We start from the raw sequence: 20,562 nt of genomic DNA, 5'->3' as shown, positions 1-20,562 counted from the left end.
CATGTTTAATGAAGACTTTAAATATGATATAAATAACAACAACTCATTTCAGGAGGTCATTATGAAAGCAATCATTTGCACACAGTATGGACCACCTAACGTTCTTCAGCTTCAAAATATAGAGAAACCTACCCCTAAAAAGAACGAAGTATTAGTTAAAATTCATGCAACAAGTGTATCGACTGGAGATTGTAGAATACGCGGATTTAATAGCCCTCTATTATTTTGGATTCCTATGCGGATCATATTAGGTTTTAGAAAACCGAGAAAGCCTATACTCGGTGTAGAGTTATCCGGCGAAATCGAAGAAATAGGAACAGATGTAACTCAATTTAAAAAAGGAGATCAAATTTTTGCATTAACAGAGCTTAATGTCGGTGGTTATGCAGAATATACATGTGTACATGAAAGTGGATTAGTAGCATTAAAACCTAACAATGTAACGTATGAGGAAGCAGCAGTTATTCCCTTTGGCGCAACTTCGGCACTACACTTCCTAAGAAAGGCTCGTATAAAAAGGGGGCAACAAGTACTAATATATGGCGCATCTGGATCAGTAGGAACAGCTGCCGTACAACTTGCTAAATATTTTGGCGCAACCGTTACAGCTGTTTGTAGTCATTCAAATTTTGAACTCGTGCAATCTTTAGGAGCTGACAAAGTAATCGATTATACGAAAGAAGATTTTACTAAGCGAGGGGAATACTATGATGTTATATTTGATGCAGTTGGAAAATATAAAAAATCCTTTTGTAAACAAGTATTAACACCTAATGGAATATATGTATCTGTTAATGGAATGATGGCAAAGGTAAGTAAAGAGGATATGATTCTACTAAAAAAACTAACTGAAACAGAACATTTAAAACCTGTTATTGATAGAACTTACCGATTAGAAGAAATTGCTGAAGCTCATATGTATGTGGAAAAGGGACATAAGAAAGGTAACGTTTCGATTACCTTAAAATAAAATATATTCAGAAAATAATGTTGACAATTCTTTTTGTAAGATTTACTATTAGTACCATATCAAAAAACTACATACACATACTCTTATCAAGAGTGGCGGAGGGACTGGCCCGATGATGCCCGGCAACCGAGCTTATAACGTATAAGCTAAGGTGCTAATTCCTGCAAAACGAGTTTTCGTTTTGGAAGATAAGAGAGGAATCTATTTTGTCTATTCGGCACCTCTCTTATTTTTGAGAGGTGCTTTTTATTTTGGAACGTATATTTAAGGGGGAATTATAGATGAAGAAAGTATTATTAAGCATTGTAAGTGGGGCTGTATTATTATTAAGCGCATGTAGCGGGAGTTCAGATAAAGAAGTAAAAGCGTTAGATGAGAAAAAGATTACTGTCGGTGTAACAGGAGGGCCGCATGAACAAATTTTTGAAAAGGTAAAAGAAGTAGCAGCGAAAGACGGTCTCGAAATTGATATAAAAGTATTTAATGATTATGTAGCACCGAACGTATCCCTCGATGAAAAAAGCCTTGATGTAAATAGCTATCAAACAAAATCATATTTAGACGTATTTAAAGCGGAACGTAATATGAAATTAACCGAAGTATTTTCAACAGTAACATTCCCTATGGGCGTATATTCTAAAGACATAAAAGATGTAAAAGAATTAAAAGAGGGCGATGCAATTGCTGTACCGAATGACCCAACGAATGAACTTCGAGCTTTAAAACTATTTGAAAAAGCAGGTATTTTAAAAGTTGACCCAAAGGCTACAGAAAAAGCGACTGCAAAAGATGTAATTGAAAATCCAAAAAATTTAAAGATTGTTGAATTAGAGGCATCTCAATTACCAACACAACTAAGTGAAGTAAAAGCAGCTGCAATTAATACAAACTTTGCATTAGGTGCAAAATTAAGCCCTGCAAAAGACTCTATCTTCCGCGAGGGGAAAGATTCACCATATGTGAACTGGATCGTTGTTCGTACTGAAAATAAAGATGATGCTGTTATAAATAAACTAAAGAAAGCTTATCAATCTAAAGAAGTAAAAGAATTTATCGAGAAAAAATTTGATGGTTCTGTTTTACCGTCTTGGTAGGAGCTGACGATAATGATTGAATTGAAAAATGTATCCAAAGTATTTACAACAAAAAAAGGGAATGTGGAAGCTCTTAAGTCTACTTCCCTTCAAGTAAAAAAGGGTGAAGTATTTGGAATCATTGGATATAGTGGCGCTGGCAAAAGTACGTTAATTCGATGTGTAAATTTATTAGAAAAACCAACGACAGGAAATATCATTGTAAACGGCCAAGACTTAACAACTTTATCAGCAAAGGAACTAGCAAAAGCGAGACAAAAAATCGGGATGATTTTTCAAGGATTCAATTTACTTAAAACTGTTACCGTTTATGAAAATATCGCATTACCGTTACGTCTTGCTGGCATTCCAAAAGTAGAAATTGAAAAAAGAGTAGAAAAGTATTTACGCATTGTCGATCTTTTTACTCGAAAGGATGCCTATCCAAGTGAACTTTCTGGTGGCCAGAAACAACGTGTTGCCATTGCACGTGCACTATCACATGAACCTGAAGTGTTATTAAGCGACGAAGCAACGAGTGCTTTAGATCCAGAAACAACTGATTCTATTCTTGACCTCTTATTAAAGATTAATGAAGAAATCGGGATCACAATTTTATTAATTACACATGAAATGAACGTTATCCAGCGTATATGTGACCGGGTTGCTGTTATGGAACATGGATCAGTAGTCGAAAGTGGGACTGTGAAGGATATATTCACAAGCCCACAACATATAACGACGAAAAAATTTGTAAATAGTGCATTTGCAGCAAAAATTCCAGAAGACGTACAAAAAGAACTTCAAACTACTGGTGAAATTGTAACTCTTTCTTTTATAGGAAATTCTTCAGGAGAACCAGCATTAGCTATCGCTACAAAACGTTTCCAAGTATATCCGAATATTTTATCCGGTAATATTACTCAATTAAAACATGAAGCATACGGGAAACTTGTCATTCATATGCAAGGGGAACAAAATGAAATCAACCGTGCTTTATCATTTTTACAAGAACAAGGAATCATCGTAGAAGGAGGTAGAACAGACCATGGAAAACAAGTCCTTTTTGGATGAATGGGGTAAAGTTATATGGGAGGCGACCATACAAACCTTTCAAATGACATCTATTTCATTACTCATCTCGATCCTTATTGCACTGCCACTTGGTGTCACACTTGTTTTAACGAGACCTGGTGGACAGCGAGAAAACAAAATCATTTATCCAATTCTTAATACAATTATTAATATCATTCGCTCTCTTCCATTTATCATTCTATTATTCTTCATTCTACCTTTTACAAAATTTCTAATGGGAACATCCATTGGTGTGCAAGGTGTTATCGTACCGCTTGTCGTCTTCACTGCTCCCTATATCGCAAGATTGATGGAGACCGCATTATTAGAAGTCGATCGTGGTGTGATTGAAGCTTACCAAGCGATGGGCGTTTCTACTATAAAAATTATTTGGCACGTCATGGTGAAAGAAGCTCGTCCCTCCCTTGTACTTGGATTAACAATTGCAACGATTGGCTTAATCGGCGCAACAGCAATGGCTGGTCTTGTCGGTGCTGGTGGACTAGGGGACTTAGCATATCGCTTCGGGCATTTACGCTATGAACCTGAAGTAATGTATGCAACTGTCTTTATTTTAATTATCCTCGTACAAGGATTGCAGTCTTTAGGGAATGGTGTTGCAAGAAGATTGAAGAAAGATTAAAAAAGAAGGTATCTCACCAGTGTGAGATACCTTCTTCACTTTTGTTTATTTTCTAAATATGTAATGTTGATACTCTTAATACATTTTATTACATACAAAGAAATTGAAAATACAGAGACACCAAATAGCAATTGCACTTCTGTATCAGTGAATTTATAGTCTTTAACAAATAAATTAACCAACGAACTAACAATTGAGACGATAAATAGCGCACTTGCAATCGTATCAATCCCATCTCGATTCCATTTTCGCTCCTCTAATAATATAAAATCACCATAAATTTTTTTGAAAATAAATTTTAAAATAGCCTCACAAGTGAAATATCCTATCACCATGATTACGAGCCCTATAATGGTTGGTCTACCAAAAAGTTCTATTGCAGCAGTATTCTTCGGTATCTTTTGTGGAAATGACTGATAAAAAACAAACATGAATAAAACTCCATACATCAAAACCTCAAATATAACAAAAAATATATTACTGACAAAATAAACGAACCTCGAGATATACCTTGTACTACGTTTTTTTACATAGTCTAAATCCAAATACGATGCGCGTATCAAATAAAAAGATAGTATCATTGTGATAAAGATTACGCTTAGCATTCCGATAGTCTTCCATGTATTTAATGAGGGCCCTTCTACCTTTTCATAAATTAAGCCCCCAATGGCCTGAAATACTTCGAATATATTAGTTCTGTGTAAAAAAGTAAAAAAAGCAATAATTGCAATTACTACAAAAATAAAGATTTTAAACCATTTCTTAAAAATAAGGCTTTTAAACCATTTCTTAAATAAGGCTTTCTGGTCATTTTTTGACTTAACGTCTTTCTTCTTCAAAATACCATTCTCCTCCACCGCATATTAAACACCATACCGAAACATTTGTTCTATTCGTAATTATAAACAATTGGATATAAAATGGCAATATACAGCTCACAAAAGATTTTTAACTTTTCCTTATTAAATCGATACAACATTTACCTGCAGAAGAAATCCGCGGACATAAATATTTATAAAATGCTTTTATATAATAAACTCAATTAAACACAAATATTTTAACTTAAGTGTATACATTTACTATTACCTATCCGTTGTATAAGTGTAGGGAGGAAAAATGATGAGAAAAGAAAATGTATTGACCTCCTATCTTATCCATTTAGGGGAGGAAGTGTTCAAACTATTACTAGCGAAAGGGGATATAAAAGAAGACGCAGAAGACATCATCCAAAATACTTTCTATAAAGTATACACATTGCTAGATAGCTTAACCGAGGATAACATACGTCCATGGTTTTTCAGAGTCGCATTAAATGAATACATTGACTTAAAGAGAAAAAAAGAGCAACAGAACATCTATTTAACTGAAGAGATTTATTCAAAATTACAATATACAGACCGAGAACTGGATGCTGTTTTAAATAAAGATGAGATTTTCTATCTATATATAAAACCAGAGAAATAATAAGAAAAGAGCCTAAGTATAGGCTCTTTTCTTACTTACTCCAAATTTAAACTCTTAACGAACCACGAAATCCTCTAGCAGCATAGTATGAATCTGCTCCATTGTGGTACACAAAAACGTGTCCAAAGCGATAATCGCAAAATAGAGCTCCACCAAGCTCTCTAATATCTGAAGGCGTTTGTACCCAGCTTGATGATTTCATATCGAACTCCCCAAGTTGTTGCAACTGTCGATATTGTTCTTCTGTTAATAGTTCAATACCCATAGCAGTTGCCACATCAATAACGTTATTTTCCGGTTTATGCTTCTTTCTTGCTTCTAACGCTTCAAGATCATAACAAAGGCTTCTACGACCTTTAGGACTCTCCTTTGAGCAATCGCAGAAAATATACTCGTCCTTCTCTTCATCATAACCAACAACATCCGGCTCACCGCCTGTTACTTCCATTTCATTAAGTGACCATAATTTTTCAGCATTAGCTTCTATCTTCGCTTCAACTTTAGCCCATTCAAGACCTTCATGGCGGTTCATGTTTTTCTCAAAACGAGCTTGTAATGCTTTTAATAGTTCTTCACGTTGTTCTACAGATAACTCATTTTTATTCGCTGTCATATTCGTCCTCCGAATTACGTTTCCTTATAATCATAATGGTTTGCATACAGTTTACAACAATCTGACCCGATTACACAACGAAAAATCCCTGTACGAATATCCATTATATAGTACGAAATCCCTCCATACTTTCCCCAAGAATATAATGTGAAAACCACATCAAGTTCTGTTTCATAATAGCTACATTCATTCCTGGCTGATCAGAACTATATGCCATTCCTTTAAATATCATTAATTCTGTATCAACTTCCATTTCTCTTAATCCTTCATATAGCTCATATGCATTTGTAATGGGAATTCTTACATCCTTTTCTCCGTGTTGAATTAACGTAGGCGTACAGGCTGATTTAATATATGTCATTGGTGATGTCTTCTTATATATCTCTGGGTCATTCCATGGATTATTTCCTAAATACATGCTAATAAAGTAAGGGATATCGGTATTTACATAATGGGTACTCCAGTTCGTAATTCCGCCTCCAACTGAAATAGCTTTAAATCTACTGCTAAATGTCGAACAGAAAGCTGATATATATCCTCCGTTACTCCATCCCATAGCTCCTACTCTATCTTTATCTACAATCCCTTGTTCAACTAGTGCATCCACTCCAGATATAACATCATCATAATCAGCAATTCCTTGTTTTCTATAGTTTGCTTTTAAAAACTCATTACCGTAACCAGAACTTCCTCTATAGTTTGGTTCTAAAACGATAAAGCCTTTTTCAACAAACTGTTCAATCGGATATTTCTCATTGAAGCAGTCTGAAAATATCGGAAAGGATGCCCAAGCCGGACCTCCATGAATTACTACTAATAAAGGATATTTTTTATTTGCGTCAAACTCTACTGGGATTGATAAAATACCCTCTATTTCAAGACCATCACTATTTTTCCACGAGATGATTTCCCTGTTACTTTTAAGCTTCCCGTCGAAAAAGCTATTTTCATTCGTTATTTTTTTATCATCCAAATAGATTTCAAAGGTTTCATTTGTTATAGCCTTACTATAGGTTATATGATTTCCATCCTTTGTTATAGAGGCATCCATTATAAAACCATCTACGTTGTCACTTAATACTTCCATAGTGCTATCTTCAGCTAGTAATCCAATACGATAATTCGTTTTATCCTGCCATCTAATTAAAATTCCTTTAGCTGTCCACTGTAATGGCATAACCGTACTATCAAAGTTTGTTAAGGGCTGAATTACCTCTCCAGTATGCATATCATATATCTCTAATGTACTCTCTTGTATATGGTTTCTATAATACTCCTTCTCTCTTATGCTTGCTGCGTAGCACATTTTACTGCCCTCAGGAGAAAAGCAAACGCTCCCGCCCAACAACCTATCTACATTCATCTTTTGTAGTTCCTCAGCTTCAACATCTAATATATATAGATCACCATTCATATGATCGTTTAGGCTTGGTGTAGCCATACATACAACCTTTTTCCCATCATTTGAAATATCAAAGTCATGGATATAAAAATCCTTACCATCCGTTAATTGATAAACACCGTTACTCTCTCGTTCCTCTTTATCATTTTGTATCACTTTTTCTATTTCAATGTAGCATAAACAATTATTCTGATGTTCCTTACCTACATGTTGAAAATCTCCATATAGCTCCTTACGTTTCTTTATTTCCTCACATTCTTTTGACTGTGTAATATAATAAAAACCTTTACCGGTAGGATCCCATTTGAATGTACTGATCCCTTCTTCCTCATTAGTAATTTGTACCCCACCGTAACCATCTAATGACTTAACGAAGATTTGACTTTTCCCATTACCAACAGGGCTAAGGTATGCAATATCCCTAGAATTTGGAGACCATAATGGGCATGTACTATCTATATCCCCATTTGTTAATGGATAACTTTGCCCTTTACCTTTTTCATATATCCATACATGATTTCTATATGTATTGTCTTTCCAGTTAGCTGTCCTCTTAACAAATGCTACATTTTTGCCATCATCGCTTATATTGGTACTTGATAAGGTTGGTAATGAAATAATCTCTTCTATACTTAAATATGTTTTTTCACTCACTTTCATCAATATGCCCCCTTGTAATGTCCATAAATCTCTCGTCTCTTTTTGTCATAATAAAGGAAGTTGTTTACGGATACTTAAAATATTAACGAAAAATTCAGATAAATAAAACCAAATCTGATAAAGTGAAAATTTAATCTATAGGGTTCTATCCACTTACCAATTTTCGATGTTCTTTTTCGGCATAAAAATACCCCTTTAGATAACATATCTAAAGGGGTACAGATTCGTATATATATTTTAAAGCTATATATATTTAAAATAGATTTGTACTGTTTTGAAGAAGCTACATTTAATATTAAACAACAACAAAGAAAGGATTGATTCCTTAATTTACAGGAAATCTTCTTTTTCTTTGTTGTATTTTTCTTAGGCATACAAAATTCTCCTTTTATTGGTACTAGCCCTCAGACCCTAGCCAGCACTTTCACCTAAAAACGAAGTAATTACTCCGGTTAAATAAATTGAATATTCCGTTTATTTTTTATCAACTTTTTATCATTGCGTTTACATTAAATGTAATTTAACATTTAATTTGAAAAGGAAAATAATTCAAAAAAGGGGATTGAATGGAATGACAAACTTTAAAAAAATATTATCTGGGGTTACAGCAACCGCTTGTGCATTTTCTGTAGTATCTTTTTTTCCTTCAATATCACAAGCAAGTGAAGTTGAAAAAAATGTAAAAGAAACAGTAAATGCAGATGTTACTAATTTTTCTACACCACTTTACGAAAGCGCTTTAAATAAAGGTAATGATGGTGACATTCAATATGTCAATCCTAACCCTGGTGGTGGAGATGGCTATAATCAATACGTAAGTAATAGAACTGTTAGAAATTCAGCAAATGAGAGAAGTTTACTTATAGGTTTATACTCATTAGCTGGCGGATTTTGGTTAGGTTTAGGGGCGTCTATTATAGGTTATTTAAATGGTAATCAAACCTGGGATTATGCTGTAAAAACTCTATATAGACATAATAATGGTAGCTATAAAGTTTCAACATTATTATATAAAAATGGTCAAGTTGTAGCATCTGGTAAATCTAAGATATTAAGTTATAAAGAATTAGGCAAATGGTATTATTAATTAAAAAAGAAGGCTGAATTCAGCCTTCTTTTTTTTGGATTTTTGCTATTAACATAAGTGTACCACCGAATAAAATTAATGGTACTGCAATTTTCCAATCAAGTTGTTGTTTTATAAAAAACATTGAAATTAATAATGGTGAAAAAGCTATTAATAATCCAACATAGTGTAGTAGTTTGAAATTTCTCTTCAAGTATTATACCTCCTTTCGAATTATACAATTGATATCTCACCTCTTTAAATAATCAGAAATTTATAGTAGGTTTTTCAGAAAACCCTAACTCGGCAATTTGCATAACTGATGTATATAAAACTTGGCTAATGTAAGACTCAGGTAAATCTTTAATTCTAGAATAATATGAAAGCTTCCACCCTTGAGCTATTGCTCTTTGTCCATGGCCCTCACATGAAGTTATCACAGAATTTTGAGCATGTATCCTAGTAACTTCACCTGCTTGATACCTTTGTGTACTATTAGCAACTGCTCTATAAATAATTCCATATATTTGTGACACAGAAAAATGTTCTAGTAGATGTTCAAACACCCTAATTGTTTTTTCCCCTGGATTAAATGAGTAACCAACCTTTTCCATTTGATATAGCAGATATTGTAGGCATTCATTTAAAGCAATTTTCTTCCACATGTTGAAACAAAATTCTTTGTAATTTTCAGCTGAATCTAGACTTGGATACATTAGTCTTTTTATCATTTCATCGTAATCCAAATCATATGGTTCGATATTAATTCTATAGTTAACGTTATAAATTCCGTAAGCAATTTCAAAAGTATCATCTTCTTTATAAGTCACATCAAAAGCATTTATATCAGATATCACGTGTGGAACTAAGATTTTTCTACCTGTTAACGTTTTAATGATTTCTATTTCAAATTCTTCAATTGGAGCTAATTTACTTATCACTTCATTTAAAGGTTCTATATATCTAGTATCTTCCGACAATGAACTCCTTAAAATTACAGCTAAATATAGTCTGTCTTCTAAGCTTAATTCAATCTCTGCTTTTAAAGCCCATTTTTTCTCATCATAAACACTAGATATTGTTGCTTTTTTTCTTTCTATAATTTCTTTTTTTCTTTCAATTTCTTCTAACCGAGCCTTTTCCCTAATTTCTTTACAATAGGTACAATAACAGTATTGAGAATCTTCATGTCCACACTTTATACAATACTTCTTATGTGAGTTTATGTATGTAGACCATGACTTAGATTCCCATGGTTGCACCATTACTGATCCACAATAGACACACTTTTCCTCTGTAGCTACAGGAGGAAATATTGAATATAGTTGAGATGCACTAATCTTAATCTCATACTCTTCTAAAATATTTGCAACTTTCTCTCCATCATAATATTTTTTCATAAGATCAATAATTTGTTCTTGAGATAAGTGTTCCAAGCGCTTATCAATACTAGAAAGTTCTAGTTTTTCTACTGTGATTTCCACTGCTCTCACTCCTTAAAAACAAAAAACATCCGTTCACTTATTTTAATTATAAGCGAACGGATGTTGAACTTCCATATTTAAACAACTTTATTATTCATTAACACTATATTTACTAACCTACTAATCTCCTACTCAACCGTAACAGACTTAGCTAAGTTACGTGGCTTATCAACATCACACTCGCGGTGAAGTGCTGCGTAGTATGAGATAAGTTGTAATGGAATAACTGCTACTAGCGGTGCTAGCGCTTCGTGTACAGCTGGTAATACGAAGCTGTCACCTTCCATTTCTAAGCCTTTCATTGAGATGATACATGGGTTAGCTCCTCGTGCTACTACTTCTTTCACGTTACCACGAATTCCAAGGTTTACGTGCTCTTGTGTAGCAAGTGCGATAACTGGTGTACCATTTTCGATTAAAGCGATTGTACCGTGTTTTAATTCTCCTCCAGCAAATCCTTCTGCTTGGATGTAAGAGATTTCTTTTAGCTTTAACGCACCTTCTAATCCTACGTAGAAGTCTACGCTACGTCCGATGAAGAAGCAGTTACGCGTTGTTGCTAAAAATTGTTTTGCTAATGCGTCCATTTCTTCTTTTTGATCACAAAGTTGTACCATTGCATTTGCTACAAGTCCTAGTTCGTGTGTTAAGTCAAAACCAAGAACTTCACCTTTTGCTTTAGCAATATCTGCAGCTAAAATTGAAAGTACTGCAAGCTGTGCTGTGTAAGCTTTCGTTGATGCAACTGCGATTTCTGGTCCCGCGTATAACGGAAGTGTATAATCCGCTTCACGAGAAAGTGTAGAACCAGGTACGTTTGTAATCGTTAATGCTTTATGACCCATTTCATTTGTTTGTACAAGTACTGCACGGCTATCAGCTGTTTCACCACTTTGTGAAATGTAAATGAAGAATGGTCTTTCTGTTAATAATGGCATGTTATAAGAGAATTCACTTGCTACATGCACTTCAACTGGCATTTTTGCAAACTTCTCGATAAATTGTTTTCCAACAAGACCTGCATGATAACTTGTTCCACATGCAATGATATAAATACGATCGCTATCTAAAATCGCATTGCGGATGTCTTGATCTAATTCAATCTCGCCATTTTCATCTTGATACTTTTGAATTATATTACGGATAACAAGTGGTTGCTCATCGATTTCTTTAAGCATGAAATGAGGGTATGTTCCTTTTTCAATATCACTTGCGTCTAATTCCGCTGTAAACGGTGCACGTTCAATCGTTTCACCTTGTAAGTTTTTAATTGTAATACTTTCTTTCGTTACAATTACAATTTCTTTATCCATTAATTCAATAAATTGATCTGTAACTTGTAACATCGCCATAGCGTCGCTCGCCACAACATTAAAGTTGTCACCAACACCTACTAATAGCGGGCTTTTGTTTTTAGCAACATAAATCATGTTTGGATTTTCAGCATCAAGTAATCCGATTGCATAAGAGCCATGTAAAAGAGATAGCGTATTACGGAACGCTTCTTCTACACTTAGTCCTGTGCTCACTTGTTGTTCCATAAGCTGTACGATAACCTCTGTATCCGTTTCACTTACGAACGTTACATCTTGTAAATATTCCTTCTTCACTAACTCATAGTTTTCAATTACACCGTTATGAACTAGTGTAAAACGCTTTGATGTACTTTGATGCGGATGCGCGTTTACTTTGCTCGGAACACCATGTGTAGCCCAGCGTGTGTGACCGATTCCCACGCTTGTTGCTACGTTCTCATCTACGATTTCGCGAAGTTTTGCAATACGGCCTTTTTCTTTGTATACAACAACACCGTTCTCTGCTTGTACTGCAATACCTGCTGAATCATATCCACGATATTCTAGCTTTTCTAAACCTTTTAATAAAATTTCCTTTGCATCTTGCTCTCCAATAAATCCTACGATTCCACACATGTTTAGTCGCCGTTACAAATGCTTACACTGCTCTGCGAACATGTAACGACATAGTCCGATACCATTTTTATTTATACTAAAAAACGGATTACATATTGCTAGCCCTGTAAGCTTGTAACGGCTTTCACCTTCCTCTCGATTGGGTTTAAGTCCGTATATACTTATACAGCTAGTTTGTATCCGTTCCTTTTCTCTCATCACACTTTCACCTTTGTCCACTAAGTCACCTTAATGATTTAAGTAAAAGCTTGCGGTTGTGATGAACAACCGGGAGCCATCCGCCGAAATCTCGATAAACCCCACCTCGTCAACTACACTACTTGTAGTTCTGGCGCTTCTATAATTTACAATATTTCCTTTGAGAAAAAGAACAAGACCATCTTATAACAAACATGGATAAACCGTCAATGAAAATTTTTTCACCATCTATAAAACATATGAAAAAGGAGCACTTATTGTGCTCCTTTTCAATAAATTTATTAAATTATTCAGCGCCAACTTCCGCTTTCACAACTTCTACAATGCGATGTACATATGCATCACAAACTTCTTGTGTTGGTGCTTCTGCCATTACACGAATAAGTGGTTCTGTTCCAGATGGACGAACAAGAATGCGGCCATCACCGTTCATTTCTTCCTCTACAACACGAATAATTTCTTTAATTTTTTCGTTTTCTAGTGCTAGTTTTTTATCTGTTACACGAACGTTTACTAGTAATTGCGGGAATTTTGTCATTTCTCCTGCAAGCTCAGATAATGGTTTTTTCGTCATTTTCATAATGTTTACAAGTTGAAGTGCACTTAACATTCCATCACCAGTTGTAATGTAATCAAGTAAGATAATATGTCCTGATTGTTCTCCACCTAAGTTGTAACCTCCGCGCTTCATTTCTTCCATTACGTAGCGGTCACCAACTGCTGTTTTATCACTTGTAATACCGTTAGCTTCAAGTGCTTTGTAGAAACCTAAGTTACTCATAACTGTTGAAACAACTGTATTGTGCTTTAGTTGACCAGTTTCTTTCATGTACTTTGCACAAATAAACATAATTTGATCGCCATCAACAATGTTTCCTTTTTCATCTACAGCGATTAAACGGTCACCATCACCATCGAAAGCAAGACCAATATCAGCACCTTTTTCTTTTACTAATTCAGCTAATACTTCTGGATGTGTAGAACCTACTCCATCGTTAATGTTCATACCATTTGGTGAAGTTCCCATTGTTGAAATATCAGCTTCTAAATCAGCAAATAAGTACGGAGCTAAAGAAGATGTAGCACCATGCGCACAATCTAAAGCGATATGCAAACCTGAGAAATCTTCCTCTACAGTTTGTTTAATGTATTGTAAATACTTTTGTCCACCTTCAAAATAATCACTCACTTGCCCAAGGTTCGTACCTGTTGGACGTGGTAATTCATCCACTTCTTTGTCTAATAAAGCTTCGATTTCTGCTTCTTGCTCATCTGTTAATTTAAAACCGTCTGAACCGAAGAATTTAATTCCGTTATCTTGTACTGGATTATGAGATGCAGAAATCATAACACCAGCTTGTGCATCTAACGCTTTCGTTAAATAAGCAACACCTGGTGTAGAAATAACACCAAGACGCATTACTTCTGCTCCAGTTGATAATAGACCTGCTACTAAAGCTCCTTCTAACATATGTCCTGATATACGTGTATCACGGCCGATAATTACTTTTGGACGGTCTGTATCTTTTGTTAATACATAACCACCAAAACGTCCAATTTTGAACGCTAATTCAGGTGTTAACTCCTGATTCGCAACCCCGCGTACTCCATCTGTACCAAAATATTTACCCATTATGATTCGCTCCTTTTTCTGGCTCTTTTTGATTATCTACTGTTGGCTCTTGGCTAGTTTCTTTATCTTTATTTTGTTCCGGTTCCTTCTCCTTTTCCTTTTCCTTTTCTGGATCAGGCTTAGGTTCAGGTTCAGGATTTTTTGGTTTTTCAGTTTGATTATCTTTATTATTATTTGAATTTGGTTGCTCACCGTTACCCTGTACTTCTTTATCAGGATTTTCTTTCTTCACAATTGTGACTTTAGCACTTTTTTGTTTTGGCTCTATTGAAATATTACCAGGGCCACTCACTTGAATAGCAACATCCTTCGTCCCAGGAGACACATTTTGTAGATTAATCACTGCTGTTATTTGAGCAGCTGTTATTTTATCTACTATACTTGTTTCTCCTGAAATATCAACGCTTATCTTCCCATCTTGCGGCGAAAGTAACTGGGCCGTAACGTCTTTAGAAAGTCCATTTTTTTGAATTGATATACCATCAATCGTTCTTGTTTTCGTTTGTTTTGTTTTTTGTACGCCTACTGAAACCTTTACTTGATTTGGCTTCGCACTTGTTACACCCTTTGGTAATAAAACAGAGGTATCGAATGTTGTAGACTCTGTCAATTGACTAAGATCTACTTCGACCCCCTCTATCGATTGTATATTATCCAATATATCTTTTGGACCTGCTATCGTTACTTCTCTCGGCTCAACGCTAACATTTGTAACGGCCAATCCTTCCGGTAAACTCCCCTTTTTCGCATATGTTATAGGAACAGTTTTTTCAGTATTATTGGCCGTAGCTTGCGTCGCCACATTCAACGTTACACTAATTTTAGATGGACTTGTTCTTACATTTAAACGTTTGCCTTCTTTATTGTATAATGTCACTTCGGGTGTTTTTGTAACAGTTTTATTAACACCTTTTAAATCAACATACGCCTTAGCAGATGAAATACTTTCAATTTCTTCTTTCGTCCCAACTACCTCAACCGTATCAGGTTTAATGTTTGATTTTTCGAGCGTAGCACCAGCTGACATCTGATCCTCATTTGATAATTTCAAGTCTACATGAACATATTTTCTCGCTTTTTCATGAAGAGTAATTTTAATTGTTGATGGCTGAACTGTTCCTTTCACATCATCTGGAAGTCCATTCGTTTTCAAAGAAACTTCATACGTTCCTTTTTCGCTACCTCTCAAATCAACTGGTATATCAAATTGTTTTTTCGCTTTTGCCGTAGCAACTGCTGCCTTTGGACCCTCTAACTTCACCTTAACGCCCTCTGCCGGAATACCACTTACAATATATTTCTCTTCATCATACTTAACGTTAATAGCATAATTAGTTAATGTTTCTTTCGCATCATTTGCAAAAGGTAGTATCCCCGATGTCGTATTTTTTTCAGTTAAAGTCGCTGACATAAAAAGCATACACGCCAATAGTAATGAGATCCCCTTTAAAAACCAATGATTCTCCATTAACTTATCCATGACGCTTTCTCCTCCAATTCCATAAAGACGAAGAAGTCGTTTTTTCGTTCGCACTAAATTCAGCTAACAACATATCTTTCAGTTGTTCTGTCTTCAAATCACGATGCAACTTACCATTTTTCGTTAAAGAAATTTGGCCTGTTTCTTCCGACACAACTACTGTAATGCTATCAGTAACTTCACTAACTCCCATTGCAGCGCGATGCCTAGTTCCTAACTCCTTAGAGATAAATGGACTTTCTGATAACGGAAGATAGCAAGCTGCTGCTTTAATGGTACTTCCTTGCATAATTACTGCTCCATCGTGAAGAGGTGTGTTTGGAATGAAAATATTAATGAGTAATTCCGATGATACGTTTGCATTTAGCGGAATACCCGTTTCTACATAATCACCCATACCGGTCTCTTTTGACAAGGTAATTAATGCACCAATTCTACGTTTTCCCATATATTCCGTTGCTTTCGCTATCGCTGTTGCAACCATTTCAGGCTCATCATCCTCATGAGTTCCAGTACGCGAAAATAAACTCCCGCGTCCTAGCTGCTCAAGCGCTCTTCGCAATTCTGGCTGGAAAATAATAATAACGGCTAAAAATCCCCACGTTAATACTTGTTCAGTTAGCCAATATAGCGTTCGCAATCCAAGGAAAATACTGATCATCCGAACGACAATAATAACTGTAATCCCTTTTAAAAGTTGAACAGCTTTCGTCCCTCGGATTATGAGAATTAGCTTATATATAATAAACCATACAACGGCAATATCTAATGCCGTACTAAGATATTTCAAAATGGTCGTATCTTCAAAAGGCATGCTAACCCTTCCTCCTACTTACGAGCAATTCTATCCATATATTGAAATATTGTTTTATGCTCTATCTGTATGTATTTCCAACAACTAGTTAATTATACCATACATGAAACAAACGACAATTACAAACAACCCCCTTTAGTCTAAATTGGTAAGATGTCAAACATTCTTATCGTACAGTATAATATAAATCATTATTATACGCCTATTTTCAAATAAAAAAAGCAACTTCTCAGTTGCTTTTCTTACATTTATTTTAGTTTTTCACCGAATAAAGAACCCATTAAAGCAACCGCTGTTGTTGCCGTTCTATTTCGCTCATCTAAAATCGTATTTACCTCAACAAACTCGGCAGATGTAACAATATCAGCTTCCGCTAACATCTCCATTGCTAAATGACTTTCACGATAAGATAAGCCACCAATTACAGGTGTTCCAACTCCTGGTGCATCATGAGGATCAAGACCATCTAAATCTAATGATAAATGCACACCATCAGTATGAGATAAATACGCGATTGTTTCTTCCATAACAGCCGTCATACCCATACGATCAATCTCGTGCATTGAAAATACTTTAATACCTTCATTTCGAATAAAGTCTTTTTCTCCTTCATCTAATGCACGTGCACCGATAATTACAACATTCTCTTTTTTCACCTTTGGATATGCCCCGTATAAATCTACAAGCGCCGGATGTCCATACCCTAAACTTGCTGCAAGTGACATACCGTGAATATTTCCAGATGGTGAAGTTTCTTCTGTATTTAAATCGCCATGTGCATCATACCAAATAACACCTAGGTTTTTATAATGTTTCGCAACACCAGCTAATGTACCAATAGCGATACTATGATCGCCACCTAATACAAGTGGAAAACGCCCTTCTTCTATAATATGATCCACCTTACTTGCTAATTCGTTACATACAGTTGCAACTTGTGTAAGGTTTCTTAAGCTTGTATTTACATCTACTTCTTTTTCTCTCTCTATACATATATCTCCCATATCTTTAACGTCATATCCAATTTCTTCAATTCTTTCAATTACACCTGCATAACGGATTGCGCTCGGCCCCATATCAACTCCACGACGCATCTGGCCTAAATCCATTGGAACTCCAATAACTGAAATTTCTTTTTTCATAGATAGTATCCCCCTTTTGTGCCTTCACTAAATATTTTAAATCTTTTATATAGTCTGACTCAACTCGACATTTTTCTGTATGGATATACAAATTATTCACTTATATCCGCTTAAAAATCCAAATGTTAAGACTATTCTATGTATAAAGTTAACTTAATGAAACAACTACTATCATTATTATTAGATAATAATAAAAAACACTCCCGCATTTAGAAGTGTTTTTCTGATGCTATTTTCCACACTGCTGCAATATTCTTTGCTGTCATTTCAATATTCTCTTCTGCTACTTTATATGCCTCCTCTAATGTCATCGGACTTGTTGTAATACTAAATACTGCATCAATTCCTTTTTCATGAACAGCCGAGTAATTCGGAGATACTGATCCCCCAATCGCAATGACAGGAATATGAAAAAGCTTTGCACGCTCCGCAACACCTACTGGGGCCTTTCCATATGCTGTTTGTTCATCTATTCTCCCTTCGCCAGTTATAATTAAATCTGCACCTTCTATATGCTTATCAAAATTTGTATAATCTAATACAATTTCAATTCCCCTCCGCAAGCTTCCTTTCAGCACTGCAATAACAGCTGCTCCCATACCTCCTGCAGCTCCTGCACCAGGTATTTTAGATACGTCGCAAAATAGGTATTGTTTAAGGATATGCGCATAATGCTTTAAATTCTCATCCAGCTCTTTCATCATCTCTTCATCCGCACCCTTTTGTCGCCCAAATACGAAAGATGCTCCTCTTATTCCAACTAACGGATTATCTACATCACATGCTGCTTCTATCTTTATATGCTTTAAGCGTGAATCCATTTGTGAAAAATCAATAGAGACAATCGAATGTAACGTTCCACCAGACGGCTCTATTACTTCTCCTTTTCCATTTATAAACCTGACTCCTAAAGCTGACAACATACCCGCTCCTCCATCATTTGTAGCACTTCCTCCCAGTCCTAAAATGATATGCTCAGCTCCTTCGTCTAGCGCATGTAGTATAAGTTCTCCTGTTCCTTTCGTCGTCGTAATAAGTGGGTTTCGCTTTTTAGCTGGAACGTGTTGTAAGCCTGATGCTGCTGCCATTTCAATAAACGCTGTCTTTTTATCTTTAGACATACCGTAAAAGGCTTGTACGCTCTCTCTAAGCGGTCCTGTCACATGAAATGATATAATCCTCCCGCTTGTAGCATCAACAAGGGAATCAACCGTTCCTTCCCCTCCGTCTCCAATTGGTATTTTTACATACTCTGCTTTAGGAAAAATTGCTCCAAAACCTCTTTCAATAGCTTCACATACTTCTATAGCTTTTAAGCTTTCTTTATATGAATCAGATGCAATAACAACTTTCATAATTATCCCCATCCTTTATTTTCACGTTTTCTCCATTTTAAATGACAAGTATGAAAGTTGTCTTTTTAAACACAAAAAAAGCTTACATCATATGATGTAAGCTTTCTCTATTAGATGGAGCCTAGCGGGATCGAACCGCTGACCTCCTGCGTGCAAGGCAGGCGCTCTCCCAGCTGAGCTAAGGCCCCTTAGTAATTAAGCGGAAGACGGGATTCGAACCCGCGACCCCAACCTTGGCAAGGTTGTATTCTACCACTGAACTACTTCCGCGAAAATGGTGAGCCATGAAGGACTCGAACCTTCGACCCTCTGATTAAAAGTCAGATGCTCTACCAACTGAGCTAATGGCTCGTAAATGGCTGGGCTAGCTGGATTCGAACCAGCGCATGACGGAGTCAAAGTCCGTTGCCTTACCGCTTGGCTATAGCCCATTAATATTTACTAGTATGGTTATCTTTTCAAAAAAATAAACCCTCTCAGGTTATTTTAAAGAAAATGGTGGAGGGGGGCAGATTCGAACTGCCGAACCCGAAGGAGCGGATTTACAGTCCGCCGCGTTTAGCCACTTCGCTACCCCTCCGACATTTAAAATATATATGGTGGAGGATGACGGGATCGAACCGCCGACCCCCTGCTTGTAAGGCAGGTGCTCTCCCAGCTGAGCTAATCCTCCAAAAGTGGTGACCCGTACGGGATTCGAACCCGTGTTACCGCCGTGAAAGGGCGGTGTCTTAACCACTTGACCAACGGGCCAAAAAAGTTTTAAACCTATTCCCAAGCTTCCAACCGGGCTTGAACCGGTGACCTCTTCCTTACCATGGAAGTGCTCTACCAGCTGAGCTATGGAAGCATAATGGCTCCGCAGGTAGGACTCGAACCTACGACCGATCGGTTAACAGCCGATAGCTCTACCACTGAGCTACTGCGGAATAATATTAGCCTGGCAACGTCCTACTCTCACAGGGACAAGGTCCCAACTACCATCGGCGCTAGAGAGCTTAACTTCCGTGTTCGGTATGGGAACGGGTGTGACCTCTCTGCCATCATTACCAGACTTTTATCATTATAAACATTTCTTTCGAAATGTCAAGAGGAAAATTATATATTCCTTCAAAACTAGATAACATTGCTACATATTATATGGTTAAGTCCTCGATCTATTAGTATTCGTCAGCTCCACATGTCACCATGCTTCCACCTCGAACCTATCAACCTGATCATCTTTCAGGGATCTTACTAGCTTACGCTATGGGAAATCTCATCTTGAGGGGGGCTTCATGCTTAGATGCTTTCAGCACTTATCCCTTCCGCACATAGCTACCCAGCTATGCCCTTGGCAGAACAACTGGTACACCAGCGGTGCGTCCATCCCGGTCCTCTCGTACTAAGGACAGCTCCTCTCAAATTTCCTACGCCCACGACGGATAGGGACCGAACTGTCTCACGACGTTCTGAACCCAGCTCGCGTACCGCTTTAATGGGCGAACAGCCCAACCCTTGGGACCGACTACAGCCCCAGGATGCGATGAGCCGACATCGAGGTGCCAAACCTCCCCGTCG

At 36.4% G+C, this 20,562-nt stretch carries 17 protein-coding genes, 9 tRNA genes, 2 rRNA genes, 1 pseudogene and 1 riboswitch (1 of these 30 cut by a window edge); of the genes and pseudogenes, 6 read left to right on the top strand and 23 right to left on the bottom strand.

Translation table 11 applies throughout. The features are described 5' to 3' along the window. Nucleotides 1-61 precede the first annotated feature (61 nt). The 4 genes from MKY00_RS01025 (at nucleotide 62) to MKY00_RS01010 (ending at nucleotide 3,760) form a co-directional block, all read left to right on the top strand. On the top strand, nucleotides 62-970 hold the full coding sequence (locus tag MKY00_RS01025; protein ID WP_016716262.1) for an NAD(P)-dependent alcohol dehydrogenase: 909 nt from the start codon (nucleotides 62-64) through the stop codon (nucleotides 968-970). Nucleotides 971-1,050: 80 nt separating this feature from the next. Then, nucleotides 1,051-1,165: riboswitch (SAM riboswitch) on the top strand. Nucleotides 1,166-1,251: 86 nt separating this feature from the next. Beyond that, nucleotides 1,252-2,064 (top strand): MetQ/NlpA family ABC transporter substrate-binding protein, encoded by an 813-nt coding sequence (locus MKY00_RS01020; RefSeq protein ID WP_016716261.1) that lies wholly within the window; start codon nucleotides 1,252-1,254, stop codon nucleotides 2,062-2,064. 12 nt (nucleotides 2,065-2,076) lie between these two features. Further along, nucleotides 2,077-3,117, top strand: coding sequence for a methionine ABC transporter ATP-binding protein (locus MKY00_RS01015; protein ID WP_016716260.1), 1,041 nt, complete (start codon nucleotides 2,077-2,079; stop codon nucleotides 3,115-3,117). Further along, the gene (locus MKY00_RS01010) at nucleotides 3,092-3,760 is read left to right on the top strand and encodes a methionine ABC transporter permease (protein WP_016716259.1); all 669 of its coding nucleotides are present in this window, start codon (nucleotides 3,092-3,094) and stop codon (nucleotides 3,758-3,760) included. The genes MKY00_RS01015 and MKY00_RS01010 overlap by 26 nt, the downstream gene beginning before the upstream one ends. A gap of 35 nt (nucleotides 3,761-3,795) precedes the next feature. Here MKY00_RS01010 and MKY00_RS01005 read toward each other — a convergent pair whose 3' ends face one another. Continuing rightward, nucleotides 3,796-4,599 carry a hypothetical protein gene (locus tag MKY00_RS01005; protein WP_016716258.1) on the bottom strand — a complete coding sequence of 268 codons (804 nt, stop codon included), beginning with the start codon at nucleotides 4,597-4,599 and terminating at the stop codon, nucleotides 3,796-3,798. A gap of 280 nt (nucleotides 4,600-4,879) precedes the next feature. On the opposite strand from MKY00_RS01005, the pseudogene MKY00_RS01000 reads away from it, so the two are divergent. Continuing rightward, a pseudogene (locus MKY00_RS01000) lies at nucleotides 4,880-5,203 on the top strand (RNA polymerase sigma factor); the annotation flags it as partial. A gap of 67 nt (nucleotides 5,204-5,270) precedes the next feature. On the opposite strand, the gene MKY00_RS00995 reads toward MKY00_RS01000, so the two are convergent. Next, nucleotides 5,271-5,837: a DUF4256 domain-containing protein gene (locus MKY00_RS00995; protein WP_016716256.1), complete on the bottom strand. Its 567-nt coding sequence runs from the start codon at nucleotides 5,835-5,837 to the stop codon at nucleotides 5,271-5,273. Nucleotides 5,838-5,940: 103 nt separating this feature from the next. Continuing rightward, a complete protein-coding gene (locus tag MKY00_RS00990) occupies nucleotides 5,941-7,899 on the bottom strand; it encodes a S9 family peptidase (protein WP_016716255.1) in 1,959 nt (652 codons plus the stop codon). Nucleotides 7,900-8,470: 571 nt separating this feature from the next. Here MKY00_RS00990 and MKY00_RS00985 point away from each other — a divergent pair. Next, a complete protein-coding gene (locus tag MKY00_RS00985; protein WP_016716254.1) occupies nucleotides 8,471-8,986 on the top strand; it encodes a hypothetical protein in 516 nt (171 codons plus the stop codon). Nucleotides 8,987-9,005: 19 nt separating this feature from the next. Here MKY00_RS00985 and MKY00_RS00980 read toward each other — a convergent pair whose 3' ends face one another. The 20 genes from MKY00_RS00980 to MKY00_RS00885 form a co-directional block, all read right to left on the bottom strand. Further along, complete coding sequence (locus MKY00_RS00980; protein WP_016716253.1) at nucleotides 9,006-9,179, bottom strand: hypothetical protein; 174 nt, start codon at nucleotides 9,177-9,179, stop codon at nucleotides 9,006-9,008. 52 nt (nucleotides 9,180-9,231) lie between these two features. Next, nucleotides 9,232-10,449, bottom strand: a complete 1,218-nt coding sequence (locus MKY00_RS00975; RefSeq protein WP_016716252.1) for a hypothetical protein — start codon at nucleotides 10,447-10,449, stop codon at nucleotides 9,232-9,234. A 128-nt stretch (nucleotides 10,450-10,577) separates the two neighbouring features. Beyond that, nucleotides 10,578-12,380, bottom strand: coding sequence for a glutamine--fructose-6-phosphate transaminase (isomerizing) (gene glmS, locus MKY00_RS00970; protein ID WP_000334168.1), 1,803 nt, complete (start codon nucleotides 12,378-12,380; stop codon nucleotides 10,578-10,580). A gap of 12 nt (nucleotides 12,381-12,392) precedes the next feature. Next, nucleotides 12,393-12,578, bottom strand: coding sequence for a hypothetical protein (locus MKY00_RS00965; RefSeq protein ID WP_001208183.1), 186 nt, complete (start codon nucleotides 12,576-12,578; stop codon nucleotides 12,393-12,395). Nucleotides 12,579-12,864: 286 nt separating this feature from the next. Then, nucleotides 12,865-14,211 (bottom strand): phosphoglucosamine mutase, encoded by a 1,347-nt coding sequence (gene glmM / locus MKY00_RS00960; RefSeq protein WP_000521482.1) that lies wholly within the window; start codon nucleotides 14,209-14,211, stop codon nucleotides 12,865-12,867. Further along, on the bottom strand, nucleotides 14,204-15,691 hold the full coding sequence (locus MKY00_RS00955; protein WP_000359581.1) for a CdaR family protein: 1,488 nt from the start codon (nucleotides 15,689-15,691) through the stop codon (nucleotides 14,204-14,206). The genes glmM and MKY00_RS00955 overlap by 8 nt, the downstream gene beginning before the upstream one ends. After that, nucleotides 15,684-16,505, bottom strand: coding sequence for a diadenylate cyclase CdaA (gene cdaA / locus MKY00_RS00950; RefSeq protein WP_001115703.1), 822 nt, complete (start codon nucleotides 16,503-16,505; stop codon nucleotides 15,684-15,686). Before cdaA ends, MKY00_RS00955 begins: the two co-directional genes overlap by 8 nt. 248 nt (nucleotides 16,506-16,753) lie before the next feature. Further along, nucleotides 16,754-17,647: an arginase gene (gene rocF, locus MKY00_RS00945; RefSeq protein ID WP_000711567.1), complete on the bottom strand. Its 894-nt coding sequence runs from the start codon at nucleotides 17,645-17,647 to the stop codon at nucleotides 16,754-16,756. Nucleotides 17,648-17,856: 209 nt separating this feature from the next. Beyond that, complete coding sequence (locus MKY00_RS00940; protein ID WP_016716251.1) at nucleotides 17,857-19,002, bottom strand: glycerate kinase; 1,146 nt, start codon at nucleotides 19,000-19,002, stop codon at nucleotides 17,857-17,859. A 115-nt stretch (nucleotides 19,003-19,117) separates the two neighbouring features. Further along, nucleotides 19,118-19,190 (bottom strand) — tRNA-Ala (locus tag MKY00_RS00935). A 10-nt stretch (nucleotides 19,191-19,200) separates the two neighbouring features. Continuing rightward, nucleotides 19,201-19,272, bottom strand: a tRNA-Gly gene (locus tag MKY00_RS00930). A gap of 5 nt (nucleotides 19,273-19,277) precedes the next feature. Beyond that, nucleotides 19,278-19,353 (bottom strand) — tRNA-Lys (locus tag MKY00_RS00925). A gap of 5 nt (nucleotides 19,354-19,358) precedes the next feature. Further along, nucleotides 19,359-19,433: transfer RNA gene (locus MKY00_RS00920), tRNA-Gln, on the bottom strand. A 65-nt stretch (nucleotides 19,434-19,498) separates the two neighbouring features. Beyond that, nucleotides 19,499-19,582: transfer RNA gene (locus MKY00_RS00915), tRNA-Tyr, on the bottom strand. A gap of 17 nt (nucleotides 19,583-19,599) precedes the next feature. Then, nucleotides 19,600-19,675, bottom strand: a tRNA-Val gene (locus MKY00_RS00910). A 5-nt stretch (nucleotides 19,676-19,680) separates the two neighbouring features. Then, a tRNA-Glu gene (locus tag MKY00_RS00905) sits at nucleotides 19,681-19,755 on the bottom strand. Between the two features lie 24 nt (nucleotides 19,756-19,779). Then, nucleotides 19,780-19,852, bottom strand: a tRNA-Thr gene (locus tag MKY00_RS00900). 4 nt (nucleotides 19,853-19,856) lie between these two features. Continuing rightward, nucleotides 19,857-19,931: transfer RNA gene (locus MKY00_RS00895), tRNA-Asn, on the bottom strand. A gap of 9 nt (nucleotides 19,932-19,940) precedes the next feature. Then, nucleotides 19,941-20,056: ribosomal RNA gene (gene rrf / locus MKY00_RS00890) — 5S ribosomal RNA — on the bottom strand. A gap of 86 nt (nucleotides 20,057-20,142) precedes the next feature. Next, nucleotides 20,143-20,562, bottom strand: a 23S ribosomal RNA gene (locus MKY00_RS00885) (it continues 2,503 nt past the right edge of the window).

Origin of the sequence: Bacillus sp. FSL R9-9834, assembly GCF_038006905.1 — a bacterium.
Lineage (GTDB): Bacteria > Bacillota > Bacilli > Bacillales > Bacillaceae_G > Bacillus_A > Bacillus_A pacificus.
The sequence above is the reverse complement of the archived record's forward strand: the minus strand, read 5'-3'. Positions and strand labels throughout refer to the sequence as shown.